The sequence below is a fragment of the Actinomadura gamaensis genome (assembly GCF_042652125.1).
Taxonomy (GTDB): Bacteria; Actinomycetota; Actinomycetes; order Streptosporangiales; family Streptosporangiaceae; genus Spirillospora; species Spirillospora gamaensis.
Genome location: NZ_JBHSIT010000006.1, coordinates 338007 through 361236, shown reverse-complemented (window position 1 = coordinate 361236; position 23230 = coordinate 338007). Strand labels below are relative to the sequence as shown.

At 72.5% G+C, this 23230-nt stretch carries 28 protein-coding genes; 11 read left to right on the top strand and 17 right to left on the bottom strand.

The window, feature by feature from the left end:
- Positions 1 to 555 (top strand): P-loop NTPase family protein, encoded by a 555-nt coding sequence (locus ACFPCY_RS22075; RefSeq protein WP_378258014.1) that lies wholly within the window; start codon positions 1 to 3, stop codon positions 553 to 555.
- On the opposite strand, the gene ACFPCY_RS22070 is transcribed toward ACFPCY_RS22075, so the two are convergent.
- On the bottom strand, positions 537 to 1424 hold the full coding sequence (locus ACFPCY_RS22070; RefSeq protein ID WP_378258012.1) for an alpha/beta fold hydrolase: 888 nt from the start codon (positions 1422 to 1424) through the stop codon (positions 537 to 539). The genes ACFPCY_RS22075 and ACFPCY_RS22070 overlap by 19 nt on opposite strands.
- An 85-nt stretch (positions 1425 to 1509) precedes the next feature.
- Between ACFPCY_RS22070 and ACFPCY_RS22065 the strand changes: the two genes are divergently transcribed.
- Positions 1510 to 2061, top strand: coding sequence for a CGNR zinc finger domain-containing protein (locus ACFPCY_RS22065; RefSeq protein ID WP_378258009.1), 552 nt, complete (start codon positions 1510 to 1512; stop codon positions 2059 to 2061).
- A gap of 7 nt (positions 2062 to 2068) precedes the next feature.
- Here ACFPCY_RS22065 and ACFPCY_RS22060 read toward each other — a convergent pair whose 3' ends face one another.
- Positions 2069 to 2200: a hypothetical protein gene (locus ACFPCY_RS22060; protein WP_378258007.1), complete on the bottom strand. Its 132-nt coding sequence runs from the start codon at positions 2198 to 2200 to the stop codon at positions 2069 to 2071.
- Between the two features lie 102 nt (positions 2201 to 2302).
- Between ACFPCY_RS22060 and ACFPCY_RS22055 the strand changes: the two genes are divergently transcribed.
- A complete protein-coding gene (locus ACFPCY_RS22055) occupies positions 2303 to 2986 on the top strand; it encodes a GNAT family N-acetyltransferase (protein WP_378258005.1) in 684 nt (227 codons plus the stop codon).
- Here ACFPCY_RS22055 and ACFPCY_RS22050 read toward each other — a convergent pair.
- From ACFPCY_RS22050 to ACFPCY_RS22035, 4 genes are read right to left on the bottom strand one after another with little or no spacing between them, the layout of a single operon-like run.
- The gene (locus ACFPCY_RS22050; RefSeq protein WP_378258003.1) at positions 2952 to 3146 is read right to left on the bottom strand and encodes a DUF397 domain-containing protein; all 195 of its coding nucleotides are present in this window, start codon (positions 3144 to 3146) and stop codon (positions 2952 to 2954) included. The two genes, ACFPCY_RS22055 and ACFPCY_RS22050, sit on opposite strands and share 35 nt — an antisense overlap.
- Before the next feature lie 33 nt (positions 3147 to 3179).
- Positions 3180 to 3341, bottom strand: a complete 162-nt coding sequence (locus ACFPCY_RS22045; RefSeq protein WP_378258002.1) for a DUF397 domain-containing protein — start codon at positions 3339 to 3341, stop codon at positions 3180 to 3182.
- A 3-nt stretch (positions 3342 to 3344) separates the two neighbouring features.
- Entirely contained in the window at positions 3345 to 3536 is a 192-nt protein-coding gene (locus tag ACFPCY_RS22040) for a DUF397 domain-containing protein (protein ID WP_378258000.1), read from the bottom strand.
- The gene (locus tag ACFPCY_RS22035; RefSeq protein WP_378257999.1) at positions 3533 to 4354 is read right to left on the bottom strand and encodes a helix-turn-helix domain-containing protein; all 822 of its coding nucleotides are present in this window, start codon (positions 4352 to 4354) and stop codon (positions 3533 to 3535) included. Before ACFPCY_RS22035 ends, ACFPCY_RS22040 begins: the two co-directional genes overlap by 4 nt.
- A 114-nt stretch (positions 4355 to 4468) precedes the next feature.
- Between ACFPCY_RS22035 and ACFPCY_RS22030 the strand changes: the two genes are divergently transcribed.
- Positions 4469 to 4885: an ATP-binding protein gene (locus ACFPCY_RS22030; protein ID WP_378257997.1), complete on the top strand. Its 417-nt coding sequence runs from the start codon at positions 4469 to 4471 to the stop codon at positions 4883 to 4885.
- Between the two features lie 3 nt (positions 4886 to 4888).
- Here the strand turns inward: ACFPCY_RS22030 and ACFPCY_RS22025 are convergent, their stop codons facing one another.
- Both ACFPCY_RS22025 and ACFPCY_RS22020 read right to left on the bottom strand, forming a co-directional pair.
- A complete protein-coding gene (locus ACFPCY_RS22025; protein ID WP_378257995.1) occupies positions 4889 to 5764 on the bottom strand; it encodes a LysR family transcriptional regulator in 876 nt (291 codons plus the stop codon).
- A 2-nt stretch (positions 5765 to 5766) separates the two neighbouring features.
- Positions 5767 to 6660, bottom strand: a complete 894-nt coding sequence (locus tag ACFPCY_RS22020) for a LysR family transcriptional regulator (protein WP_378257993.1) — start codon at positions 6658 to 6660, stop codon at positions 5767 to 5769.
- A 208-nt stretch (positions 6661 to 6868) separates the two neighbouring features.
- On the opposite strand from ACFPCY_RS22020, the gene ACFPCY_RS22015 reads away from it, so the two are divergent.
- Positions 6869 to 7798, top strand: coding sequence for a GNAT family N-acetyltransferase (locus ACFPCY_RS22015; RefSeq protein WP_378257991.1), 930 nt, complete (start codon positions 6869 to 6871; stop codon positions 7796 to 7798).
- Between the two features lie 14 nt (positions 7799 to 7812).
- On the opposite strand, the gene ACFPCY_RS22010 is transcribed toward ACFPCY_RS22015, so the two are convergent.
- Positions 7813 to 8511 (bottom strand): alpha/beta fold hydrolase, encoded by a 699-nt coding sequence (locus tag ACFPCY_RS22010; RefSeq protein WP_378257988.1) that lies wholly within the window; start codon positions 8509 to 8511, stop codon positions 7813 to 7815.
- A gap of 34 nt (positions 8512 to 8545) precedes the next feature.
- Positions 8546 to 9067 (bottom strand): MarR family winged helix-turn-helix transcriptional regulator, encoded by a 522-nt coding sequence (locus ACFPCY_RS22005; RefSeq protein ID WP_378257986.1) that lies wholly within the window; start codon positions 9065 to 9067, stop codon positions 8546 to 8548.
- Between the two features lie 81 nt (positions 9068 to 9148).
- Between ACFPCY_RS22005 and ACFPCY_RS22000 the strand changes: the two genes are divergently transcribed.
- On the top strand, positions 9149 to 10192 hold the full coding sequence (locus ACFPCY_RS22000) for an alpha/beta hydrolase (RefSeq protein ID WP_378257984.1): 1044 nt from the start codon (positions 9149 to 9151) through the stop codon (positions 10190 to 10192).
- Here ACFPCY_RS22000 and ACFPCY_RS21995 read toward each other — a convergent pair.
- Positions 10179 to 12191 carry a hypothetical protein gene (locus tag ACFPCY_RS21995; protein ID WP_378257982.1) on the bottom strand — a complete coding sequence of 671 codons (2013 nt, stop codon included), beginning with the start codon at positions 12189 to 12191 and terminating at the stop codon, positions 10179 to 10181. The genes ACFPCY_RS22000 and ACFPCY_RS21995 overlap by 14 nt on opposite strands.
- Before the next feature lie 4 nt (positions 12192 to 12195).
- On the bottom strand, positions 12196 to 12750 hold the full coding sequence (locus tag ACFPCY_RS21990) for a helix-turn-helix domain-containing protein (RefSeq protein ID WP_378257980.1): 555 nt from the start codon (positions 12748 to 12750) through the stop codon (positions 12196 to 12198).
- A gap of 37 nt (positions 12751 to 12787) precedes the next feature.
- Here ACFPCY_RS21990 and ACFPCY_RS21985 point away from each other — a divergent pair, with 37 nt between their 5' ends.
- A complete protein-coding gene (locus tag ACFPCY_RS21985; RefSeq protein ID WP_378257978.1) occupies positions 12788 to 13690 on the top strand; it encodes an alpha/beta fold hydrolase in 903 nt (300 codons plus the stop codon).
- A 9-nt stretch (positions 13691 to 13699) separates the two neighbouring features.
- Here the strand turns inward: ACFPCY_RS21985 and ACFPCY_RS21980 are convergent, their stop codons facing one another.
- Together ACFPCY_RS21980 and sigJ are read right to left on the bottom strand one after the other, a co-directional pair.
- A complete protein-coding gene (locus ACFPCY_RS21980) occupies positions 13700 to 14857 on the bottom strand; it encodes an NAD(P)/FAD-dependent oxidoreductase (protein ID WP_378257976.1) in 1158 nt (385 codons plus the stop codon).
- A 75-nt stretch (positions 14858 to 14932) separates the two neighbouring features.
- Positions 14933 to 15970: an RNA polymerase sigma factor SigJ gene (sigJ, locus tag ACFPCY_RS21975; protein WP_378257974.1), complete on the bottom strand. Its 1038-nt coding sequence runs from the start codon at positions 15968 to 15970 to the stop codon at positions 14933 to 14935.
- Positions 15971 to 16014: 44 nt separating this feature from the next.
- Between sigJ and ACFPCY_RS21970 the strand changes: the two genes are divergently transcribed.
- On the top strand, positions 16015 to 16776 hold the full coding sequence (locus tag ACFPCY_RS21970) for a dioxygenase family protein (RefSeq protein WP_378257973.1): 762 nt from the start codon (positions 16015 to 16017) through the stop codon (positions 16774 to 16776).
- A gap of 48 nt (positions 16777 to 16824) precedes the next feature.
- On the opposite strand, the gene ACFPCY_RS21965 is transcribed toward ACFPCY_RS21970, so the two are convergent.
- Positions 16825 to 17958 carry an amidohydrolase family protein gene (locus tag ACFPCY_RS21965; protein WP_378257972.1) on the bottom strand — a complete coding sequence of 378 codons (1134 nt, stop codon included), beginning with the start codon at positions 17956 to 17958 and terminating at the stop codon, positions 16825 to 16827.
- A gap of 262 nt (positions 17959 to 18220) precedes the next feature.
- On the opposite strand from ACFPCY_RS21965, the gene ACFPCY_RS21960 reads away from it, so the two are divergent.
- The 3 genes from ACFPCY_RS21960 to ACFPCY_RS21950 all read left to right on the top strand — a co-directional run bounded on the left by ACFPCY_RS21960 (position 18221) and on the right by ACFPCY_RS21950 (position 21104).
- A complete protein-coding gene (locus tag ACFPCY_RS21960) occupies positions 18221 to 19663 on the top strand; it encodes a type I glutamate--ammonia ligase (protein ID WP_378257970.1) in 1443 nt (480 codons plus the stop codon).
- Between the two features lie 167 nt (positions 19664 to 19830).
- Complete coding sequence (locus tag ACFPCY_RS21955) at positions 19831 to 20409, top strand: hypothetical protein (RefSeq protein WP_378257968.1); 579 nt, start codon at positions 19831 to 19833, stop codon at positions 20407 to 20409.
- Between the two features lie 155 nt (positions 20410 to 20564).
- Entirely contained in the window at positions 20565 to 21104 is a 540-nt protein-coding gene (locus tag ACFPCY_RS21950) for a CGNR zinc finger domain-containing protein (RefSeq protein ID WP_378257966.1), read from the top strand.
- A gap of 163 nt (positions 21105 to 21267) precedes the next feature.
- On the opposite strand, the gene ACFPCY_RS21945 is transcribed toward ACFPCY_RS21950, so the two are convergent.
- Positions 21268 to 22017 carry an MBL fold metallo-hydrolase gene (locus ACFPCY_RS21945; protein ID WP_378257964.1) on the bottom strand — a complete coding sequence of 250 codons (750 nt, stop codon included), beginning with the start codon at positions 22015 to 22017 and terminating at the stop codon, positions 21268 to 21270.
- Between the two features lie 17 nt (positions 22018 to 22034).
- On the bottom strand, positions 22035 to 22985 hold the full coding sequence (locus ACFPCY_RS21940) for a methyltransferase (protein WP_378257962.1): 951 nt from the start codon (positions 22983 to 22985) through the stop codon (positions 22035 to 22037).
- Between the last annotated feature and the right edge of the window lie 245 nt (positions 22986 to 23230).

Genomic DNA, 23230 nt, shown 5'->3' with positions numbered 1-23230 from the left:
GTGGAACGGGTGCTGGTGAGCGGGATCTCGGGAGCGGGGAAGACGACGATGGCCCGGCGGCTGGCGGCGCGGCTCGGCCTGCCGCGCCACGAGCTGGACGCCCTGCACCACGGCCCGAACTGGCAGCCGCGGCCGTCCTTCAGGGCCGAGGTCGAGCTGATCGCGGCGACGGACCGGTGGGTGACCGAGGACCAGTACCACCGCGTGCTGGGCGAACTCCTGGCGGAACGCGCGGACACCTACGTCTGGCTCGACCTCCCCCGCCGGACCGTCATGTTCCGGGTGATCCGCAGGTCACTGGTCCGGGCGCTGACCAGGCGCGAGCTGTGGAACGGGAACCGGGAGCGGTTCCGGGACTGGGCCGATCCCGAGCATCCCATCCGCTGGGCGTGGTCGCGGCACGCGGTTCGCCGCCGGCGGACGCGTGAGATGCTGGCCCGCCATCCGCACCTGACGGTCGTCCACCTCACCTCGGCGCGCGCCGCGCGAGCCTGGCTGAGGACGCTGGAGCCCGGCAGCCCGGTCCCGCGGAAGGATCACCGGGTCGTGTCCTGACCGACGCGGTCCAGGAAGGCGGCGATGAGCGGGGCGATCTCCGGCAGGTGCGTCTCAAGCGCGAAGTGGCCGGTGTCGAAGAGGTGCAGGTCGGCGTCGGGGACGTCGGCGAGGTAGGCGCGCGCGCCGGGCGCGGGGAAGAACGGGTCGTTCGCGCCCCAGGTGATGAGGGTCGGCGGGGTGTGCTCGCGCAGCCACGCCTGCCAGGCGCCGTAGCGCTCGACGTTGGAGTGGTAGTCGAAGGCCAGCGCGACCTGGGCCTCCTTGCGTCCGGGGAGGTCGAGGAAGTGCTGGTCGAGCGTCCAGGCGTCCGGGTCGAGGGACTCCGAGTCGGCGACGCCGGTCTCGTACTGGCCCCGGGTGCCGTCGAGGGTGAGCAGGTTCCGGACGGTCTTTTCGGCGTCCGGCTGGTCGGGGCGAAGGGCGATGAAGCCGCGCGCGCCGTCCGAGAGCCCGGCCTCGTACGCGTTGCCGTTCTGGACGACCAGGCCGGCGATCCACTCGGGGTGCCTTTCGGCGAGCCGGAACCCGACCGGAGCCCCGAAGTCGAACACGTACATGACGAACCGCCGGAGCCCGAGCCGCTCCACGAAGCCTTCGGTGACATCGGCGAGGCGGTCGAAGGTGTAGGTGAAGCCGTCGGGCGTCTCGGTATGTCCGAAACCCGGGTAGTCGGGGGCGACGAGCCGGTAGCGCGAGCCGAGGGCGTCGATCAGCCGCCGGAACTGGTGCGAGCCGGACGGGAAGCCGTGCAGGAGGAGGAGGACGGGCGCGTCGTCCCGCTCGGGCAGCGACTCGCGGTAGAAGACGCGGACGCCATCGACGTCCAGGTACCGGTGGACGGACCGTGCGACCTGCGGAAACGTCATCACTAATGCCTTTCGCCGTCGATGATGCGTTAGTTATAGCCGCGTTCGATCTAACGGGTCAACCCGTCGATGTAGCATTAGATGCATGAGCGACGTCGTGCCCCTGACCGGCGAGCCCCTGGCTCTGGACCTGGTCAACACGCTCACGGCCGCGGGCGACCTGCTCGCCACCCCCGATGACCTGCGCGAATGGCAGCGCCTGCAAAGCGAGCGGCTCCCAGAAACCGATGAGATCGGCGCTGAGGCGCTGGCGGCCGTGCGTGCCGTCCGGAACCACACGGCTCGGGCGCTGGAATGCGTCCGGAATGGCGATCGTCCGGATGCGGCAGACCTGGACGCGCTGCATCAAGCGCAGCGCGCGGCACCAGCGATCACCGAGCTGACCTGGAACGGAACGAACGTTGTCGCCGCGCGCCGCAGAAACGGGCCGTCCGATTCAAGGCTGGCCGCGCAGCTCGCCGAGGCGGCGGCCGAGCTGCTCGCGGACCCGGCCGTCAGCCGGATCCGGCAGTGCGAGGCGGACGACTGCGTGATGCTGTTCCTGCCGGCGCATCCGCGTCGCCGCTGGTGCTCCGCCGCCCGCTGCGGCAACCGAGTCCGCGTGGCACGGCACTACCAGCGCCGCAAGTCCGGCTAGCAACGGGTCACGCGCCGAAGGCTGCGGACGCAAGCGCGTCCCCCACGGCCATCGCGCCCGTTTCGAGCTCGGCACGCATGGCACCGTCGCGCGCCTGGCCGGAAAGGCCCTGCAAGCCGTAACCGCGCTTCCAGAACACGTCCAGCGCCTGCCGTGTATGCCGCGCACGCCGGCCGGTCCGAAGCGGTCGCCGAATGCCACGAATATGGATGGACCCGAACTCCCCGGAAGGTGAAGCACGATGATCGACGCCGTCCTCGACGATCCCATGGGCGAGTCACTCCGCGGCTCCCACGCCCATCTGGCTCGCCGGATCGGCCGGGCGGCGGGTTACGTTCCGCAGGTCACGACGTTCTCGACGGTGTCCTCCGCCCCGGACGCGGCCGAGTGGGCCGACCTGGCCCGCCTCCTCGGCCCCGGCGAGTTCGCCGACCTGTTCAGCTCCGAAGCCGTCCCGCCCGCGGACTGGGAGCCGGTCTTCACCCTGGACGGCCTCCAGATGATCGGCCCCACCGAGACCTTCGCCGAGGACGACGACATCGTGGAGCTGACACCCGCCGACGTCCCCGAGGTGCTGGACCTCACTGCCCGCACCCGTCCCGGACCGTTCTGGCCGCGCACCCACGAACTCGGCACCTACCTGGGGATACGCGAGAACGGCGTCCTCGTCGCCATGGCCGGCGAGCGTCTGCATCCGCCGGGCTGGACGGAGATCAGCGCCGTCTGCACGGCCCCCGAAGTCCGCGGCCGAGGCCACGCCGCCCGCCTCGTCCAAGCCCTGTCAGGACGCGTCGTCGCCCGAGGCGAACGCCCATTCCTGCACGTAGCCGCCGCGAACACCGGCCCGATCGCGCTCTACGAACGCCTGGGCTTCGAGGTCCGCAAGCAGGTCACGTTCCGAGGCTTCCGCGTCCCCTCCGCTTGAGCACATCCAGCACCCCGGCGAACTCCCCCAAGCTCACCCGGATGTGCCCACCCGCCACGTCCTTGGAGTCCCGAACCCCGACCCCACCCCCAAGCCGCCCCAGCTCAACGCACTGCTCGTCGTTCACGCCACCGCTGTAAGTACTCTTGCGCCAGCGCATCGCTCAACCCTCCGGCGTGGCCACCTGCCTGATTCACTCCACGAGAGCGCCGAACTCGGCCGCGGTCAAGTGCAGGAGGCCAGCGCTCGGAGCCTTCGAGTCCCGGAGGCTGACACCTCCTCGCGCGAAACTTGCCAGCTCAACACACTGCTCGTCGTCTGCGCCCCCGCTGTAGGTGCTCTTCCGCCAGCGCATAACTCAAGCCTCGGGGCTCCAGCGCTTGATGCGCTCAACCAGCCCACCAAGCTGCGCCTCGGTCAACCGGAAATGTCCCCGTTCGGGAGCCTTCGAGTCCCGCACCCCTATCCCCGGCGAGAGTTTCCCCAGCTCAACGCAGTGCTCATCGTTCGCGCCACCGGTGTAGGAACTCTTACGCCACTGAACTGTCATGAGTATCGCTCCAAGTGTTGCCAGATGATCTCGCGCGAGCCATCCTCGGACGCCGCCTTGCTACCACTGCGATCGAACATAACCGACAGCTCGCGAACCTCGCCAGGCGTTTCGATCATGCGGCCCCCGTTCTGCGCTCCGGCATACGCGACATCGCGCCCATCGAAACTGATGATGTGCAACGGGCCGTCGGATCCGGGGTAGGCCCCCGCTGAGAACGGCACGACCCGAATGCTCACGTTGGGGGTGTCGGCAAGTTCGAGCAGATGCTCCAGCTGAGGCTTCATCACCGCAGCACCACCAACCGCCCGAGCAAGGACGGACTCATCGAGGAGCGCCCAGATCTCGACGTCGTTCCCCCGCTTGAAGAACGCCTGCTTTCTAGCGATCCGACGCGCCAGCGTCGCCTCATAGTCGCGGTTCTTGGGAGTTCCCGCCCGCACATAGGCCCACGTGTAGTCATCCGTCTGGAGAGCGAGCGGAATGAGCTGGCCATGGTAGATCTTGATCAGTTCGGCCAGCTCCTCGTACTTGACCAGCTGCTTGCTCCACTCCGGGTCGTGGGCCATGCGGGCGAACCACAGCATCACCCGGAACAGCACGCCGGTGCCGTAGTGCTCGTCCAGGAGCTTCATCTGGTCGTCCTGGGGCCGACGTCTGCCCGCCTCCATGTTGGAAACAGTCGAGCGCGCCAGGCCCATGATCTGTCCGCACTGGGTCAGCGACAGGCCCTCTTTCTCGCGCCAGAAGCGCTGCGTGTGCGCAAGGAAATGCCACACCGAGATCTTGGGGTCGAGTTCGTCGCGCACGATCGGCATGTCCGTCCTCCTGTTTCCAGATTCCAGGTCAACACCACGACCTTAGAACTGCGGGGGGACGCTGGGGGCGTGAATTCAGACATTCGATCTGTGGAGGGCACAGTGGGGACGGCGGTGACGGGGGACCTGATCTTGTCGATGCTGGGCTCACCTGCGGCGGCGGGGCTGGCGCGGACGCTGGCGGCGGAGCGACTTCGCAAATGGGACCTCTTTCACCTCAACGATGATGTCGCCCTTATCGTCGCGGAATTGGTGGCGAATGCGGCGGCGGCCACGCCTCGGGCGGAGATCCGGTTTCAGGTCAGCCGGGACGCCCACGGAATCGTGATCGGTGTTTGGGATCGCAGCCCTGCGATGCCCACCGCGCGGCCGGTTCGGGAGATTACTCTGGACGAACTCGACATTTCCGAAGAATCGTTCGATGTGAACGGCGGGTGGGGGCTTCCGATCGTCGAGGCGCTTTCGGCTTCTTGCGGGTGTGCGCCTGATCCGTCCGGTGGGAAGTGGATCTGGGCGCGGGTCGTGCCGTGAGCGTCAGGCCTCGGCGACGGCGGCGGCGAAGGCGCGGATCAGCGGGTCGTCGTTGCCCGTGCGCCAGGCGAAGGCCCACTGGCAGGGCAGGGCGTCGCGGACGGGCACGTAGACCAGGTCGGGCCACGGGTAGAACCTGGCGGCCTCGGCCGGGCAGGCGATCACGGCCCGTCCGGAACTGACCGCTTTCAGCTGGTCGTCCCAGCTGGTCACCACGGGGCCTCTCGCGATCAGCCGTCCGGACGGGGTGCGGTAGGGCTGGAAGCTCTCCTCCATGGACGCGGGCAGCGTCGACTGGTGCGCGACGAACGTCAGGTCGCCGTAGTCCTCCAGGCAGAGCGACTCGCGCTGGGCGAAGGGGTGCGCGGCGGCCATCGCGACGACGATCGGCGAGGTGTGGGTGACCGGTCCGATCGCGATGTCGGGCTCGCGGACCGGCAGCCACAGGTGGGCGACGTCGAGCTCGCCCGTCCGCAGCGGGGTGAGCGGATCGACCGGGTTCAGGTCGCGGTGGACGAGCCGCGCGGCGGGATGCCGCTCGGCGAACCGCGCCACGATGTCGCGGACCATCCACCCCTGCGGTCCCATGCTGCCGAGTGTGAGCGTCCCCTGGACGTCGCGGACGGACGCCGCCACCTCCTCGATGCCGTCGATGATCTGCCGGTAGGCGGGCGCGAGCGTCTGGTAGAGCCGCTCGCCGGCCGGCGTCAGGCGGACCGTCCGCGAGGTGCGTTCGAACAGCGGCGCGCCGACGCGCCGCTCCTGCTTCTTGATGACGTGGCTGACCCGCGACGCGCTGATGCGCAGCCGCTCGGCCGTCCGGCCGAAATGCAGTTCCTCGGCGAGCGCCAGGAAGATCTCGATGTCGCGCAGTTCCATGGTCACTCGTTCCGGGCGGCGAGGTCGGTGAGCAGGTCGACGAACGCGAGGGCGGGCGGGCTCTGCCCGGCGGCGGGCCACAGGACGCCGTAGTCGAGGGTCGGGCCGTCCCGGAACGGGACGAAGGCGATGCCGGGCCGGTCGTGGTAGCGGGCGGCGCGCACCGCGACGATCGAGACGCCGAGGCCGGCGGCGACCAGCGCGGGGACCTCCGACCAGAACGTGTACGACGGCCCGGGCGGGACGGGCCGTCCCAGCGGCGTGTGGGTGGGGACGTGCAGGTCGAGCAGGAGCCGCGGGACGTCCGAGCTCGGCCTGATCAGCGGAACGTCGGCGAGGTCCTCCAGGGAGACCCGGTCGCGCCGGGCGAGGGGGTGGTCCGACGCGACCATCAGCGCCCTCGGCTCGCGGAACAGGACCGGGCCGTCGCCGAGGCCGGGCATCTGGACGGGCAGCTCGCAGAGCTGGAGGTCCAGGTCACCGCGGCGCAGCGGCCCGAACGGGTCGTCGAAGCGGACCTCCTGGACGCGCACGGCGCAGTCGGCGTACCGGTCGCGGAAGATCGCGGCGGCCCGGTAGGCGAGGTCGGCGCACCAGGGGGTGGTGTAACCGGCGCGCAGGGTGCCGGTGATGCCGCGCGCCTCGGCGACGGCCCGGTCCACGGCCTGCTGGATGCGCAGGTGGGCGGGCAGCAGGTCGTCGCGGAGCCGCTCGCCCAGCGGGGTGAGCCGGACGGTCCGCGAGGTGCGCTCGAACAGCGGCCCGCCGATGCGGCGCTCGGCCTTCTTGATCGCGTGGCTGACCCGGGACGGCGTCACGCGCAGGCGCTCGGCCGTCCGGCCGAAGTGCAGCTCCTCGGCCAGCGCCAAGAAGATCTCGATGTCCCGAAGCTCCATGAACCCCCCGGACCGTGAACCTAGCCGTCATCGCTGCGTTGACCAAACGCGCATCGATGACCCTTCGGGCAACGCTGCCTTGCCGATTTCGCCATTGTTCGGCCGCGTCCGCCGGGCCAGCCTGTTACCCGGCGCCTCCGGTGTTCAGGAGCGCCGGACGGCGTTGAGGAGAGGACGGAGCGGTGTTGATCAGTAACGCGCGGCGGTCATGAGTAGGACCGTCGAGGACGTCCTGGCCCGGGCGGCGCGGGTGCGCGTCGTCCGCGTCCGGCCGGAGTACGAGGACCCGGACGGGGCGCGGCTGCGGGCGTGGCACGCGGTGGTCGCCGCGTCCACGATCCAGGACACGCCGGGCGCCGCGGCCGTGAGCCCCGGCCGGTTCCACGCCCACCTGACCACCGGGTCGACGCTCGTCTGGACGGCCTCCCGCGCGGGCCGCGTCGTCGGGCTGGCGATGCTGCGCCTGCCCACCACGACCGCCACCGGACGCGCGCAGGTGCACGTCCATCCGGATCACCGTCGCCGCGGCGTCGGCGACCGGCTCGTGAAGACGCTGACGGTCGAGGCGGCGGAACGCGGCCTGCGCGGGCTGATCGCGGCGGTGCCCGCCGGCGGGACGGGCGACGCCCTGTGCCTGCGGCGCGGGCTCGTCCGGCTGCGCACGCTGCACCATCTGCTGCTGTCGCTACGCGAGGTGCATCCGGGCTGGCTGGACGAGATGGTCACGGCCGAGCATCCGGGCTACCGGCTGGCCGAGACGGCGCGGATCGCGCCGCCGGGCGGCGAGGACGCCGCGGCGGGCGCCCTGCCCGGCGACGTGCTGCTGACCGTGGCCGCCGAGCACGGCCGCAAGGTCGTCGCGTGCACCGAAGTGGTCGTCCCGGCGGGCGGCGGGCCGCGCGCGACGCAGCACGACCGCCGGCCGGAGGACGGCCATCACCGGCTGTGCCTCGACCTCTGGGTCAAGGCGGCGATGCTGCGCCTGCTGTACGACCGGTATCCGCAGGTCAGGGAGGTCGCCACCGAGAACCACGAGCACGACGCGGCCTCCCTGGAGGTCAACCGCCACCTGGGTTTCCGGCTGCACCACCGCGTCCACGAGTACCGTCTCGACCTGACCGGTTCCGGCGGGGGATGACCGCGCCGCGGTCGTCAGCGCGCGGCCACGTCGAGGAGGATCCGCGCGAGTTCGTCCGGCTCGGAGAGCATCGGCCAGTGGCCCGTGTCCATCCGGACGAGCCGCCAGTGCTCACTGCTCAGCAGTTTCGCGACGTCCTGGTTCGGCTCGTCGCCGTCGAGCAGGCACTTGACGTACGTCGCGGGCAGTTCGGCGAGCGGCCGGACGAGCACGGCCCGATCGGCCAGGGACGCGCCCGGATGCGGCGTCCCCTCGGCCAGGAACTCGGCGATCCGCTCGTTGCTCAGCCCCTGGCCTGCGAAGTCGGCCGGTGCCGGCAGTGCCCAGAAGTCGCCGTTTTCGGCCAGCACGGCTTCGAGCTTCTCCGCTCCCTCCCACCAGGTGGAGACGAACGACTCGCCCTCGGCCGGGACGTTCGCGTCGACGAACACGACGTGCGCCAGGCGGTCACCGATCCGCCCGGCGGCCTGGCCGACCGGAATGCCCGAGTAGCTGTGCCCGACGAGGACGACGTCGCGCAGGTCGAGGCGTTCGATCTCGTCCACGATGTCCCGGACGTGGGTCTGCGGCCCGACGGGCGCGTCCCGCTTGTCGGCGAGACCGGACGGTGTCAGCGGATGGACGCCGTGGCCGCCCTGGCGGAGCGCGGGGACCAGGTCGTCCCACACCCACGCTCCGAGCCATGCGCCGGCGACCAGTACGAAGTTCACCATGGCCGCACGGTAGCGGACGCGGGGACGGCCCCTTTCATTCGGCGAGCGGCAGCAGGTCGGGGCCGTCCGCCTCGGCGGCGAGCGTGACGATGCGGAGGAGTTCTGCGAGCTGGCGGCGCTGGTCCGGCGAGAGGGCGGCGAGCAGGGTGTGCTCGCCGGACGAGCGGTCCTCGTAGACCGCCTCCCACGCTTCGCGAGCCTTCGCGGTGAGCCGGACGAGCAGGCGGCGGCGGTCGTCCGGGTCGGGGACGCGCTCGACGTAGCCGTCGCGTTCCAGGCGTTCGAGCCGGTTGGTGAGGGTCGCCGGGCGGACGTCCAGGACCTGGGCGAGCCAGGTCGGACCCGCCTGGTACGGGGCGCCGGCCGAGCGCAGCCACCAGATCACGTCGTACTGCCAGTCGTGCAGGCCGTGCTCGGCGAGGGCCTCCTCGCGCTCGCGGCGCAGCCGCCGGACGAGGGCCTGCATGCGGGTGACCGCGCCCTCGACGTCCGGGTCGAGGCCGGGCAGCTCGCGGGACCAGAACGCGATGTGCCGGTCGATGGAGTCCTGTGCCATGGCGGAGATATTACCATTTCGGATATTACGATTTCGTAGTACCGTCTCCCGGCACCACCCCCGACGACGAGGAGGACCGCCATGCCGCTATGGCCCGACGACCTGGCCGGACAGGTTCACGAGCACGTCTTCGACAGCGAGCTGCTGCGCGGCAACCCGCTGGGCGACCCCCACGAGCGCCCGCTGTGGGTCTACACGCCGCCCGGCTACGACACCGACCCCGACCAGCGGTTCCCGACCGTCTACATGCTGCTCGGGTACACCGGGCAGGTGCAGGCGTGGAGCCGGGCGACCTCCGCCTACCGCGAGCCCGTCCCGGTCGCGACCGACCGGCTGTTCGCGCGGGGCGAGGCGCCGCCCGCGATCATGGTGTTCGTGGACGCGTTCACCGCGTACGGCGGCAGCCAGTACGTGGACTCGCGCGGCACTGGCCGCTACCACTCCTACCTGTGCGACGAGGTCGTCCCGTGGGTGGACGCCCACTACCGGACGCTCGCCTCGCGCGACCACCGCGGCATCGCGGGCAAGTCGAGCGGCGGGCTCGGCGCGTCCATCACCTCGATGATGCGGCCCGACCTGTTCGGCGCGTTCGCGACGCACTCGGGCGACTCCCTCTCGGAGGCGCAGTACACGCCGCACTTCTACAAGGCCGTCCGCGACCTGCGGGCCTACGACGCCGACATCTTCGCGTGGTGGGACGACTTCCGGTCCCGCGTCGCGTTCACCAAGGACGAGGACCTGCGCCTCCTGGAGATCCTCGGTGTTTCGGCCTGTTTCTCCCCCGCCGGGGACGGCACGCCCGTGCTGCCGTTCGACCCGGTGACCGGCGCGCTCCGTCCGGACGAGTGGCAGCGCTGGCTCGACTGGGACCCGGTCCGGATGGCGCCCGCGCACGCCGACGCCCTGCGCTCGATGCGCGGCATCTGGATCGACGCGGGCGTCCGCGACGAATGGTTCCTCGACCTGGGCGCGACGGCGTTCCGGCGGGCCGTCGCCGAGGCGGGCGTGCCGGACGACGCCGTCCGGTTCGAGCTGTTCGACGGCGGTCACATGGCGGTCGAGTACCGCCAGCCGCCGGGCGTCGCCTGGCTGTCGCGCGTCCTCACCCCGGCTAGCGGCGGGTGAGCGTCCTGGTCACGCCCGCGGCGACCGTGGACACCAGGATCCAGCCGACCGCGACCAGCAGGTAGGAGAACCACTGCGCCGCGCCCTTCGGGTTGAAGGCGTACTTCTGGCCGAGGGTCACCAGCGGCAGCATGAGGTCGAGCGTGTAGACGAACGCGTTGAAGTGCGGGGCCTCGTCCTTCTTGAGCGGCGCAGGATGGTCGAGGGAGAACACGGTCGTGCCGATGGCCAGGAAGAACGCGACCCACGCGGCGGCGAGCCACGGCCGGTAGCCGTAACCGACCGTGATGTCCTGGACGAGGCCCCACGCGCTCGCGATCGCCGGCTTGGAGCGCCGCTGGCCGCGTTCCCGCTCGTAGAGGATGCGCTGCGCCTGGGACTGCTGTCCGAGGCGGGCGTACATCCTGGCGAGCTGGTCGCACGCCTGCGGCCGCTGGTCCAGCGGCGCGCGTTCCACCCAGCCGAGGCGTTCGCGCGCGGTCAGCGGCGGTTGCAGCGACTCGTAGACGAGGCCGTCCATGCTCAGCTCCTCGGGCCACCGCTCCGGCAGGTCGCGCAGGACGGTCAGGCGCGCGCCGTCGAGGACCACGCGTCCCTCGGCGGCGTCGCCGGGCAGCAGCTCCAGCTCGGCCGCCTGGACGCGGGACAGGTCGAGCGCCGTGCCCCCGGGACAGTGCGGCTCGATGCCCTTCATGTTCACGCCGAGGCGGAACCGGGTGTCGACCAGGCGGATCTGCCGGTCGGACCGCACCTTCAGCAGGCGGGTGCTGGACGCGACCTCGTTGCGGGTGAAGCGGAGCGCGACGCCGGTCGGAGAGCCGGTCAGCCGCATCTTGCTGGCCAGCACGCTGCTGCCCATGCGGCTGTTGCTGATCCGGATCTCACCCTCCGCCTTCAGTCTGCTCAGCCGCATCGTGCCGCCGATCTCGCCGTTCTCCATGTCCAGGCACATGCCGTCGCGGCCCGGCCCGAGGGACGCCTCGATCAGGCTGAACTCCCCCGCGACGCTCGTGCCGCGCAACCGGATCCCGCCGCCGCGCAGCGTCAGGCGCGGCGCGTCGATGTGCCCGAAGGACGCGCGGTCGAGGTTGAGGGCGGATCGTCCGGCTCCGTCGAGGGTGGCGTCGGCGAAGTGGAGCCCCGCATCGAAGCGGGCGCCGATCAGGCGGATCTCGCCCTCGACGGTCATGCCCTTCTCGCACCAGAACGCGCCGGTGACGTGCGCGCGGGCGGCGCTCATCGCGAAGCCGCCGGGGTTGGCGAGCCGCGCGCGGGGCAGCAGCAGCGGTCCGCTGATCGCGGCGCTGCGGAGGCGGATCTCGCCGCTGGTCTCCAGGGCGCTGCCGTCGAGGCCCTCGCCGACGGTCGCGTTGTCGATGTCGAGCGCGATCGCGCCGGGGTTGCGCAGGCGCGCGCGGCACAGGTCGAACAGTCCGGTGATCCGCGCGCCGCGCAGCACCACGGGACCGTCCGCCACGAAGTCGCGGCAGCCGAGGTCGCCGCGCACCGAGACGCCCTCGCCGTCGAGCGCGGCGTCGTACTCCGAGCGTCCCACGGTCGCGCCGTGCAGGCGGAGACCGCCGGAGATCTCGGCCCGGTCCACCCGGACGCCGCGCTCGATCTCGGTGCGGCGCAGGTCCAGGACGCCGTCGATCCGGGCCCGGGGAGCCTTGAGCTGGTGCAGGCGGCTGCCGACGAGCCGGACGGTCCGGGTGGTGGCCTCGGCGAGGCGCAGCGTCCCGTCGAAGACGCAGTTCTCGCAGACCAGCGCCACGGTGAGGGACGCGCCCATGAGGTCGAGCGCGCCGGTGACCGTCGCGCCGCGCAGCCGGATCGCGGCGAGCCCGCCCGGTTCGGGGTCCCGGCCGCCGAGGAGCAGGCCGCGGAGGACCTCGGCGCGGACGGTCCGGTCGGGGGCCGTGGTGAGGTCCGTCCAGGCCCCGGTCGGGAAGGCGTCCCAGAGGAGCCTCTCGGCGTCGGTCAGGTCGTCGGGCTGCACGCGATCATTCTGGGGGCGCGCCGTCCGGGCGGCCAGGCTCGCTCGGGAACAGGACGGGACTCAGCAGGTAGCGGTCGCGGCCGGGTCCGGCCGGGTTCGCCAGGTGCGGGACGATCGCGGCGCGCAGGTCGGCGAGGAGCGCCGACAGCTCGTCCGGGCTGAGCCAGATCGCGTGCTGCCGGTAGCCGACCGGATCGGACGCCGGGTCCGAGCCGTCCCGGTCGAGGTAGGCGTCGAACTCGGCGGCCAGGGCGGCGAGCGCGGCGGTGAACGCGGCGCGGTGCTCGTCCGGCGACAGCGCGGCGGCCTCGGCGGGATCGACGCCGGCGCGCTCGCGGCTGAGCCGGTAGCGGCGCTCGACCGCGCCGCGCACGCGCCGCTCGCCGGCGACCTCCAGGACGCCGCCGGCGGCGAGCGCGTCCACGTGCCGGTAGACGGTGGCCTTGGAGACGTCCGGGATCAGCTCGGCGAGGCGCGAGGTGGGCAGGACGCGTCCGCCGCGCAGCGCGTGCACGATCCGCAGCCGGACGGGATGGGCGAAGAGGTCCAGAGTGCGCACGGGACGAATGCTCTCATACGTGCTACCTTTCGCAAACATGAGAACGGATGAGTGGACGCCCCCTTCCTACGCCGATCCCGACGCCTTCGAGGAGCGGGACGTCGCGGTCGGATCGGTCGGCGGGACGCTGGTCGTGCCTCGCTCGGCGTCCGGAGTCGGGGTCGTGCTGCTGAGCGGCGGCGGACCGTTCGACCGCGACGGGACGGCCGGGCCGAACAAACCGCTGAAAGACCTCGCATGGGGTCTCGCCGGAAGCCTTCCCGGGGGCGGCCTCGGCGGGGTCGCGTCGGTGCGGTTCGACAAGCCTTCCGGGCAGGCGGCGACGATGACCGACGAGTACGTTCCGTTCGCCGTCGAGGCCGTCCGGCGGCTTCGTGACGTGGCGGAACGGGTGTTCGTGGTCGGGCACAGCATGGGCGGCAAGGTCGCGCCGCGCGTCGCGCGGGCGGTCCCCGTGGACGGCCTGGTGCTGCTCGCCGCCGACGCCGAGCCCATGCACCGGGCGGCGGTCCGCGTCTCGCGGCATCTGGCGTCGCTCGATCCCGCGTACGCGGACTTCGCGGCGCAGATCGAGCGGCAGGTGGCGGCGATGGATGCGCTGACGGCGGACACCCCGTCCGCCGACCTGCCGTTCGGCCTGCCCGCGTCCTACTGGCTCGACCTGCTCGGATACGACCCGGTGGCGGCGGCCGGGCCGCTCGGGCTGCCGCTGTTCATCGCCCAGGGCGGACGCGACTACCAGGTGACCGTCGCGGACGATCTCTCCCGCTGGCGCGCGGGTCTCGCAGGAAGCCCGGACGTGACCTTCCGGGTCTACGAGGCGGACGACCACATGTTCTTCCCCGGTTCCGGACCGTCCGGCCCGGCGGATTACCTGCGTCCGCAGCATGTGGATCCGGACCTCGTCGCCGACATCGCCGCCTGGCTGTCGGCCCGCTGACGGCTCCGCTCACCGGCGGGACGCGTTCGTGCCGATCGCCTTCGTCAGTGCGGGACGGGACAGCGCCATGACCGTGCTGCGCACCACCGTCTCCTTCAGGGGCACGACCGCACGTCCCGCGAGGACGGCGCGGATCGGCGTGTCGTCGGTGCGGGTGAGCTGGAACAGCGCGTCGCGGCGGCCCAGGCTGACGCACTGCCCGACGTAACGGAGCCTGAAGCGGCGCGGCGCGCGGCCGTCCAGGCGGGCCGCGACGTTCTCGGCGGCCTGGAACCCCATCGGGATCGCGGCCTGGCAGGACAGGCGCGTCGCGCCGTCCTCCAGCGCCGCCGCGTCCCCGGCGGCGTACACGTCGGGGTGCGAGACGGAGCGGAGCGTGGCGTCCACGAGGACGCGTCCGTCCGCGTCCACCGCGAGACCGGCCTCGGCGGCCAGCGGGGACATCTCGAACCCGGCGGCCCACGCGATCGCGTCATACCGGACGGCCTGCCCGTCGCCGAGGAGCACTTCGCCGTCCGCGACCTTCGCGACCTCGCCGTTCTCCCGCACGCGGACGCCGAGCCGGTCGAACACGCGGCGCAGGTGCGCGCGGGCGCGCGGCGCGAGCCAGTCGCCCGCGGCCCCCTCGGTGATCAGCTCGACGTCCAGGTCGGGACGGGATTCGGCCAGCTCGGTGACGGTCTCGATGCCGGTCAGGCCGCCACCGACGACCGCGACCGCGCCTTGGCGCAGGTCGGCGAGGCGGCGGCGGAGAGCCCGGGCACCGTCGTGGTCCGCGATCCTGAACGCGTGCTCGGCGACGCCGGGCACGCCCGCCGTCCCGCCTCGGCTGCCGAGGGTGTAGACGAGCGTGTCGTACGGGATCTCCTGACCGTCGTCAGTGCGGACGGCGCGGGTCTCCAGATCGATTGCGGTCGCTCGGGCGACGACGAGCCGCACTCCCTTCAGGACGTCGCGCAGCGGGATGTCGCGGAGGTTCTGGCCCGCCGCGAGCTGGTGCAGGCGGACGCGCTCGACGAACCGGTCAGACGCGTTCACCAAGGTCACGGCGGCCTTCGCCCGGTCCGGGAGGCGGTCGGCGAGGCGGTCGGCGAGGCGGTCGGCGAGCCGGCGCGCCGCGATGACGCCCGCGTAGCCGCCGCCGAGCACCACGATCCGATGAGTCATGATCTCCCCTTTCGTCACCTCGCCTTCTGGACCGGTGACGGGGATCGTTCGTGACACTCGCCGACGTGTCCTGCCTCACAGGCGTTGCGCTGCGGCGAAGCGGAGCTTGGCGGGGTTGAGGACGATCTGGAGGCCGGTGACCACGTCCTCGTCCACCTCCACGACGGCGACGAGCAGCACGGCGCCCCGCGCGTGGACGATCACGCCGGGCTCGCCGTTGACCTCGGCCAGGTCGAGGCCGATCTCGGCGGGGTCGAGGTGCTCCAGGGCGTCCGTCCAGCGGGAGCCGTCCCGCATCCGGTCCATGAGGCCGAGCAGGTAGCGGGCGAACCGCTCGCGGCCCACCACGGGGCGGCGCGCGGCGCGGCGTCCGCCGCCGTCCGCCCAGGCGGTGGCGTCCTCGGCGAGCAGGCGGACGAGGCCGTCCAGGTCGCCGGTCGCGGCGGCGGCGAGGAAGCGCTCCACGATGCGCCCGCGCCGCGCCTTGTCGGCCTCGAACCGCTTGCGGCGGTCGCCGACGTGCGCGCGGGCGCGGCGGTGCAACTGCCGCGCGGACGCCTCGTCCACGTCCAGGATGTCGGCGATCTCCCGGTACGGCAGGCCGAACGCCTCGCGCAGCACGAACACCGCGCGCTGCGGTGGCGACAGCGTCTCCAGCAGGACGAGCACGCCCATCGACACCGACTCGCGCTGCTCCACGGTCTCCAGCGGGCCGAGCGCGCCGCGGTCGGTGAGCACCGGCTCGGGCAGCCAGGGACCGAGATAGCGCTCGCGGGTCGTGCGGGCGAGCGCCAGCCGGTTCAGGCAGAGGTTCGTGACGACCTTGGTGAGCCACGCCTGCGGCGACTCGACCTGCGCCCGGTCGGCACGGTCCCAGCGCAGGTAGGCGTCCTGGACGGCGTCCTCCGCCTCCGCCGCCGAGCCGAGCAGCCGGTAGGCGAGCCCGAACAGCCGTCCCCGCTGCCGCTCGAACTCCTCCAGCCCGTCGCCCTCCAGCTTGCCGCCCTCCGGCCCGTCGCCTTCCAGCCTGTCGCCTTCCAGCTTGTCGCCTTCCAGCCCGGTGTGCTTCAGCCCGGTGTGTTTCGGCCCGTCGCCCACGACCGCGTCGCTCATGGGCCGAGTATCCCCATAGTTAAAATTTGAACTACACTGGGTCCATGGTCAGGATGCCCGCGATCTACCTCAGCCACGGCGCGCCACCGCTCGCCGACGACCCGGTCTGGCCCGGCGAGCTGGCGGCGTGGGCCGCCGGCCTGCCGCGTCCCGAGGCCGTCCTGATGGTGTCGGCGCACTGGGAGGACGCCCCGGTCACGGTCGGCGCGACCGCGCCCGTGCCGCTGGTCTACGACTTCTGGGGGTTCCCCGAGAAGTACTACCAGGTCACCTATCCCGCGCCCGGCGCGCCGGAGCTGGCCGCGAAGGTGCGCGGGCTGCTCGGGCCGTCCGTCCACAAGGCGCCCGAACGCGGCCTCGACCACGGCGCGTACGTCCCGCTGAAGGAGATGTATCCGGACGCGGACGTCCCCGTCCTCCAGATGTCGATGCCGACGCTCGACCCCGCCGAGCTGTACGAGCTGGGCCGCCGGCTCGCGCCGCTGCGGGACGAGGGCGTGCTGATCGTCGGCAGCGGCTTCTTCACGCACAACCTGCGCGCGATCGACCCGTCCGGCGGGGTCGCGACCGCGACGGCCGAGTTCGACGACTGGGGCCGCCGCGCCCTCGCCGCGCACGACGTGGACGCCCTGCTCGACTTCCAGCACAAGGCCCCCGCGCCCGGCTTCGCCCACCCGCGCACCGAGCACTTCGCGCCGCTGTTCGTCACGCTCGGAGCGGCGTCCGAGGACGACGGGGACGACACCAGCCAGCCGATCGACGGCTTCTGGCTGGGCATGGCGAAGCGGTCCGTCCAGTTCGGCTGAAGCGGTCCGCCCAGTTGGGCTGAAGCGGTCCGTCCGGTTCGGGTGAGGTCACTCCGGGCGGTCGAGGCCGTAGACGCGGCGCGCGTTGCCCGCCGCGACCAGCCCCGCCAGCCGGGACGCGTCGTCGCGCGTCCACGACCCTTCGGACACGCCCTCCTCCATGATCCGGCCGAGCGCGCGCCGGAACAGCAAGGCGGCGAGGTGGTAGAACTCGGCCAGGCCGTAGGCGTCGGACGAGTAGAGCACCTTGCCGAAAGGTGCCAGTTCGAGCAGCTCGTCCAGCAGGACGGACGCCCGGTCGCCGACGCCGTGCAGGGCCAGCCCGACGTCCGCGAACACGTTCGGGAAGACCTGCGCGAGGTACCCGGCGCTGCGATGGAACGGGTAGTTGTGCAGGAGGAGGACCGGCGTGTTCGCGCGCGCCAGTTCGCTCAGCAGTGACGTGAGCAGCAGCGGGTCGCCGCGCCGGAGGTCGGCGTCGGCGTCCCCGTACCCGACGTGGAACTGGACGGGCAGCCGCAGATCGGACGCGCACCAGACGAGGAAGCGGTGCAGCACCGGATCGTCCACGCGCGGATTCCGCCTGGGCGCGCCGTCCGACTCGCGGAGAAGGCGGCCCGCGGCCCGGATCACCTCGCGGTCGTCGGGGCGCTCCCCCGCCAGGTCGAGCCCGGCGCGGTACGCGGCGATCGACTTCACGCCGACGGCGTTCCGCGTGCGTTCCGCGAGGGCTTCGCGGAACGCGTCGGGGAAGGCGTCGGCGCTCGCCGCACGCGCAGCGACGCCTTCGGCGAGCGTCTCCAACCGGACGATCTCGTGCGAAGTCGCGTCCGCCAGCCGGCCCAGTTCGCCGGGGTCGAGGAGCCCGTCGGGGTTGAAGCCGGTGTCGACGCAGAGCGCGTCCAACCCGGCGGACGCCAGGAAGCGCCGGTTGACCTCGGCGTACCCGAGGCCGGCGCGGCGAGCCAGGTAGTCGTCCGGCGAGGCGTGCGGCGGAAGGTCGAGGACGGGCGCGCACCAACGCCGGACGGCCAGCCCGGCGCGCGTGTCGAAGAGCGTGCCGCCGAGCGGGCCCGGACCGTCCGCCTCGGTCAGCAGGGACTCGAACTCCGCGCGGTCGAGATCGCGGCGGACCACCCCGTGGCAGTGGTGATCGATGAGCGGTGGAAGGTCGTCACGCACCGTGCCTCCTCGTCATGCGGTCAGGACGACCCTACGATGCGTAGTTGCGGCCGTGCGGCCTACGGGCGTCCGGCATGCCAGACCGCCGCGCGAGCACGTTGCGCCCGCGCAGCACGTGCGATGCGAGCGTCGAGTGCCCGCGCAACACGTGCGCGGTGCGTGCGCTGGGTGCCCGCGCCGCGCACGATGGCGGCACCGAACGGCGGACCGCGCGGCGCGGCGCGGGACGAGGCCGAATGTGGACGAGCGACGGGAGCACGGCATGGAACGCGACGTGGAGCGGGACGGCGGCGGAGCGGCGCGGCGGGCGTTCCAGCCGCTGGACGGGGAGGAGCGGCAACGCCTCGCGGCCCGCGCGGCGGACCTGACCTCCGACCTCGCCGATCTCAGCGGCATCGCGCTGACCTGGGTGGACACCAGCGGCATCGCGCGCACCAAGACCGTCCCGGTGGCCCGGCTGGAGCACGCGGCGGCGTGGGGCGTCGGGATGTCGCCGGTCTTCGACGCCTTCCTGCTGGACGACTCGATCGTGTCCGGGCGGTACGCGGGCGGACCGGTCGGAGACCTGAGGCTGCACCCGGATCTCGACCGGATCGTCCCGATGGCGGCGCTGCCCGGCTGGGCCTGGGCGCCCGTGACCCGCTACACGCAGGAGGGGACCGTCCACCCGATCGACACCCGCGCCGTGCTGGCGCGGGAGGTCGAGCGGCTCGCGGACCTCGGCTGGTCGGCGCGCGCGGCGTTCGAGATCGAGTGGGTCCTGTCGGACGGCGAGGGCGACGACTTCACCCCGGCCTGCAACGGCCCCGCGTACGGCATGACGCGCCTGACCGAACTGTCCCGGTACCTGCGCGACCTGCTCGACGCGCTCGCCAAGACCGGGATCTCCGTCGACCAGCTCCATCCCGAGTACGCGCCGGGCCAGTACGAGCTCTCTGTCGCGGCCGAGGACCCGGTGGGCGCGGCCGACACGTCCGTGCTCGTCCGGGAGACGATCCGGGCGGTGTCCTTCGACCACGACATGGTCGCGTCGTTCTCCCCCAAGGTGCTCGCGGACTCGGTCGGCAACGGCGGCCACGTCCACCTCAGCCTGTGGCGGGAGGACCCGGCGGAAGGCCCGGTCAACGCGATGACCGGCGGGCACGGACCGTTCGGGCTGACGGCGGAGGGCGAGGCGTTCGCCGCCGGGATCCTCGCGCGGCTGCCCGCCCTGCTCGCGGTCGGCGCGCCCACCGTGGCGAGCTACCTGCGGCTGATCCCGTCGCACTGGGCGGGCGTGTACCAGTGCTGGGGTCTGGAGAACCGGGAGGCCGCGATCCGCCTGGTCACCGGCGCGCTCGGCGAACGCGGGCGGGCCGCGAACATCGAGATCAAGTGCTTCGACGAGGCCGCGAACCCCTACCTGGCGCTCGCCGCGCTGCTCGCCGCGGGGCGGGCGGGACTCGCCGAGAAGGCGTCGCTGCCCGAGCCGATGGCCGCCGACCCGGCGGCGCTGACGGACGCCGAACGCGCCGACGCCGGCCTCCGACGGCTTCCGGAGACGCTGGCGGACGCGGTCGCCGCGTTCGAGCGGGACGAGGCGCTCGCCGAGGCGCTCGGCCCGGAGATCGTCGACACGGTCGCGACCGTCCGGCGTGGCGAGATCGAGCTGTTCGCGGGCGCGTTGCCGGAGGAGATCACCGAATCCACCCGATGGCGCCACTGATCGCTACTTTTTCCGCGGGCTCTGACCAGCGGGGCTCTTCGGACGACAGGGACAGAAGGGACTCTCTTAACAGTCCGGACACCGGGCGGTGACCTTGGGGCGGCAGGCTCTCGACCGTTTCAGCCGCCGCGCAAGCGTCGGCGGTTCCGACGAGTTTGGGAGTCGACGTGTCCCTCCACGCCGTCCGAGTCTCCGCGGCCGCGTTCGGCGCGGCCGCCCTGCTGGCGGGGTCCTGGGCCGGGGCAGCCCAGGCCGCCCCCGCCGGGCCTGCGTCCGCCGGTGCTCCGTCCGCGGGTTCCGTGGCCGCCGCGGCCAAGTGCCACGCGTCCAGCCTGAACCCGGCCACCACCCGGCCGGACCCGAAGTGCCAGCCGGGCGCGACCAACCCGGCCGTGACGCAGGCGAACATCCACAGGACCATCTGCGTGCCGGGCTACTCCAAGAAGATCCGCCCGCCGGTGTCGTACACCAACGCGCTGAAGAAGAAGCAGATCAAGGAGTACGGCTACCGCAACACCAGCCCGAGCGCCTACGAGGAGGACCACCTCATCCCGCTCAGCCTCGGCGGCGCGCCGCGCGACCCGAAGAACCTCTGGCCGGAGCCCGGCGCGTCACCCAACCCCAAGGACTCCATCGAGTTCAAGCTGTACAAGGCGGTCTGCGCGGGCAAGGTCACCCTCCGCGCCGCCCAGAAGGCGATGGCCACCAACTGGACCACCGCCGGCCGCCTCCTCGGCCGCCCCTGACCCGGCCCGCCGCCCGGGCCGTCCCCGCTCCCCCGCGGACGGCCCGGGCGGCTTCGGGTCGCGAGCCTGTCGGGACGGGCGGGACGGGGAGGGCGACGGGATAATCTCGGTGCCAGCCCACAGCCGACACCGCGACAGGCAGGTTCCGCCGTCCCATGAAGATCACCGGATATCGCAGCCACGGCGTCGCGGCCGCGGTCGCCCTGGTGAACGCCGTCACCGTCGCGGGCGGGGACGGCAGCCCGAACGCGCTGCGCGAGATCCTGCGCGTCCACGGCTTCGTCTGGCAGGACTTCGACCCCGCGACGGCGGACGAGTTCCGCGCGTGGGGCCGCGAGCTGCGCCCGTTCTTCGAGGCGCCCGGCCTGCACGAGGCCGTCGCCGTGCTGAACGGCCTGCTCGAACGGACGCCGACGCATCCGCACCTGGCCGACCACGACGGGCTCGGCCTGCACATGCACCACGCGCCGCCGTCCGCGAAGCTCCCGCTCCGCTTCCGCGCGACCACGCTGATGCACCTGTCCGAACTCGTCTGCACGTACGGCGTCGGACGCACCGGAGTCTGCGCCGCGCCCGACTGCGACCGCGTCTACGCCGACACGTCCCGCGCGGGCCGCCGCCGCTACTGCTCGGAGACCTGCGCCAACCGGACGAACGTGGCCGCGTTCAGAGCGCGCCGCCGCTCCCCCGGCTGACCCCGAGGGCACGATCTCCGCCCGCCGGACGCCCCCGCACTCCGCTCAGGACGCCGGACGCCCCCGCCCTCCGCTCCGCCCGCCGGACGGCCCCCGTACTCCGCACCGCCCGCCGGACGGCCCCCGCACTCCGCTCAGGACGCCGGACGCCCCCGTACTCCGCTCAGGACGGGGACGCTCCGAGCGTGACGGTGAGCCCCTCCTCGGCGGTCAGCACGTCACCGGCGAACTCCTTCCGGGCGGTCGCCACCGCCGCCGCGCGGTCGTTGCCGGGCCAGAAATGGGTGAGCATGAGCCTGCGCGCGCCCGCCTTCCGCGCCCAGTATCCCGCCTCTTCCGAGGTCATCAGGTTGCGGGGCGTCCGCCGGGTCTCGCCGTCCCGGTCGGTGGCCTCGACGATGAACAGGTCCGCGTCGCGGCCCAGCTCGGCCAGCGCCGCATCGGGGGCGGTGTCCCCCGTGTAGGCGAGCGCGGTGGCGTCGTCCTCCAGCCGGACGCCGGCGTTGGGAACGTAGTGCGGCAGCGCCGATCCGGTGAGCGTCAACGGCCCGACCTCGTACCGGCCCGGCAGCGGGTGGACGTCGAAGACCGCTTCCAGATCCACGTCGGGTTCGAGCCCCGCGAGCCGTTCGAGCACGCCCGGCGGGCAGTACAGCGGCACCCTGCCGGACGCGCCGCCGTAGAGCCGCATCCGGAACAGTCCATGCAGGTCGACGCAGTGATCCGGATGCTCGTGCGTGATGACGACCGCGTCCACGGCGCCGTCCGGCCAGTGCGCGAGCAGGCGCGGGAACGTGCCGTACCCGAGATCCAGGACGACGCGGAAACCGTCCCAGTCGACCGCGAACCCGCTGCACGCCCGTCCCGGTTCGGGGAACGCCCCGCAACCGCCGAGCACCGTAATCCGTCGCATCCTCCCAAAATGTCACGTCACCCGGCCGGCAGCATCTCGACCACCGCCCGCGTCGCCGCCGGAACGACCGCGCCCAGCGAGAGCCCGGCCCTTGCCGCCAGCGCGCCCAGCTCCTCGACGCCCCGCTCCCGCCCCCGGACGTAGCAGAGCATCCGCAGGTCACCCTCGGTATCGGACGCGCCGGCGAGATCGTCGTCGAGGTGGTCCACGACCAGGACCCTCCCCGTTTCGCCGGCGGCCTCCGCGCACCGGCGCAGGATGCGCAGCGCGTCCGGGTCGTCCCAGTCATGCAGGACGCCCGAGAGGACGTATCCGCCCGCCCCGGCGGGAAGCTCGTCGAAGAAGCTGCCCACCCGAGCCTCGGCGCGATCACTCATCCCCGCCGCGGCGATGGCCTGCTCGGCCCGGGCCGCCGGCCCGGCCAGATCGACGACCGTCCCGCGCAGTCCGTCGTGGGCGCGCAGGATCGCGAGGAGCATCGTCCCGTCCCCGCCGCCCACATCGACCACGTGACCGAGCGTCCCCCACGGATACGCCTCCGCCACCACGGGCGCCTCGGCCAGCAACCGCGACCGCATCAGGGCGTCGAACGACGCGCCGCGCCGCTCGTCGGCCGACAGGTCCTCCCAGAACGGCCGCCCGAAGAACCGCGGGAACGCGGGCCGACCGGTACGGACCGTGTACAGCAGCTCGACGAGGCACAGCTCGGCATGCCCGATCGCCCCCTCCAGATCCAGCCAGGCGCGCATTCCCCGCGGATCGCCGTCCAGAAGCTGCTCCCCGATCTCGGTCAGCCCGTAAACGCCGTCCTCCGCCCGCGTGAACACCCCTGCCGTCACGAGATGCTCCATGACCCGTCTCAGGGCGTCCGCGTCGGCGTCCACCACCTCCGTCAAAGCCTCGACCGTCCGCCGCCCCGCCGCGATGTGATCGGCCAACCGCAACGTCGCCGCCACCCGGACCGCCATCGGAGTAACGAGATCCGCGACCTTCCAGACCCCGCTGTTCCACTCCCCCGCATCCGCGCTCACAGCACCCTCCAGCCCTACTACCGCCCCTTTCCAGTCAGCCTCCTACCCCTCCAAGCCCCCCGCCAGATCCTGGAGACCAACGGCTCGGTCGACAAGCCGACCACGCCGGTCACCCTGCACTGGAACAGCAGAAAATGGGCGAAGCTGTCCCCGCGCCCCCACGCCCTGGCCGGTCTCGCCGA

Bases quoted from the DNA above. Each gene is read 5' to 3' on its own strand.
- ACFPCY_RS22000 (WP_378257984.1), top strand. From the start codon at position 9,149: ATGCCGCTATGGCCCGACGACCTGGCCGGACAGGTTCACGAGCACGTC.
- ACFPCY_RS21960 (WP_378257970.1), top strand. From the start codon at position 18,221: ATGGAACGCGACGTGGAGCGGGACGGCGGCGGAGCGGCGCGGCGGGCG.
- ACFPCY_RS22065 (WP_378258009.1), top strand. From the start codon at position 1,510: ATGAGCGACGTCGTGCCCCTGACCGGCGAGCCCCTGGCTCTGGACCTG.
- ACFPCY_RS22045 (WP_378258002.1), bottom strand. From the start codon at position 3,341: ATGCGCTGGCGGAAGAGCACCTACAGCGGGGGCGCAGACGACGAGCAG.
- ACFPCY_RS22015 (WP_378257991.1), top strand. From the start codon at position 6,869: ATGAGTAGGACCGTCGAGGACGTCCTGGCCCGGGCGGCGCGGGTGCGC.
- ACFPCY_RS22010 (WP_378257988.1), bottom strand. From the start codon at position 8,511: ATGGTGAACTTCGTACTGGTCGCCGGCGCATGGCTCGGAGCGTGGGTG.
- sigJ (WP_378257974.1), bottom strand. From the start codon at position 15,970: ATGAGCGACGCGGTCGTGGGCGACGGGCCGAAACACACCGGGCTGAAG.
- ACFPCY_RS22025 (WP_378257995.1), bottom strand. From the start codon at position 5,764: ATGGAACTGCGCGACATCGAGATCTTCCTGGCGCTCGCCGAGGAACTG.
- ACFPCY_RS22070 (WP_378258012.1), bottom strand. From the start codon at position 1,424: ATGACGTTTCCGCAGGTCGCACGGTCCGTCCACCGGTACCTGGACGTC.
- ACFPCY_RS22035 (WP_378257999.1), bottom strand. From the start codon at position 4,354: ATGCCGATCGTGCGCGACGAACTCGACCCCAAGATCTCGGTGTGGCAT.
- ACFPCY_RS22005 (WP_378257986.1), bottom strand. From the start codon at position 9,067: ATGGCACAGGACTCCATCGACCGGCACATCGCGTTCTGGTCCCGCGAG.
- ACFPCY_RS22055 (WP_378258005.1), top strand. From the start codon at position 2,303: ATGATCGACGCCGTCCTCGACGATCCCATGGGCGAGTCACTCCGCGGC.
- ACFPCY_RS21945 (WP_378257964.1), bottom strand. From the start codon at position 22,017: ATGCGACGGATTACGGTGCTCGGCGGTTGCGGGGCGTTCCCCGAACCG.
- ACFPCY_RS21980 (WP_378257976.1), bottom strand. From the start codon at position 14,857: ATGACTCATCGGATCGTGGTGCTCGGCGGCGGCTACGCGGGCGTCATC.
- ACFPCY_RS22050 (WP_378258003.1), bottom strand. From the start codon at position 3,146: ATGCGCTGGCGCAAGAGTACTTACAGCGGTGGCGTGAACGACGAGCAG.
- ACFPCY_RS22040 (WP_378258000.1), bottom strand. From the start codon at position 3,536: ATGACAGTTCAGTGGCGTAAGAGTTCCTACACCGGTGGCGCGAACGAT.
- ACFPCY_RS21985 (WP_378257978.1), top strand. From the start codon at position 12,788: ATGAGAACGGATGAGTGGACGCCCCCTTCCTACGCCGATCCCGACGCC.
- ACFPCY_RS21940 (WP_378257962.1), bottom strand. From the start codon at position 22,985: ATGGCGGTCCGGGTGGCGGCGACGTTGCGGTTGGCCGATCACATCGCG.
- ACFPCY_RS21950 (WP_378257966.1), top strand. From the start codon at position 20,565: ATGAAGATCACCGGATATCGCAGCCACGGCGTCGCGGCCGCGGTCGCC.
- ACFPCY_RS21970 (WP_378257973.1), top strand. From the start codon at position 16,015: ATGGTCAGGATGCCCGCGATCTACCTCAGCCACGGCGCGCCACCGCTC.
- ACFPCY_RS22020 (WP_378257993.1), bottom strand. From the start codon at position 6,660: ATGGAGCTTCGGGACATCGAGATCTTCTTGGCGCTGGCCGAGGAGCTG.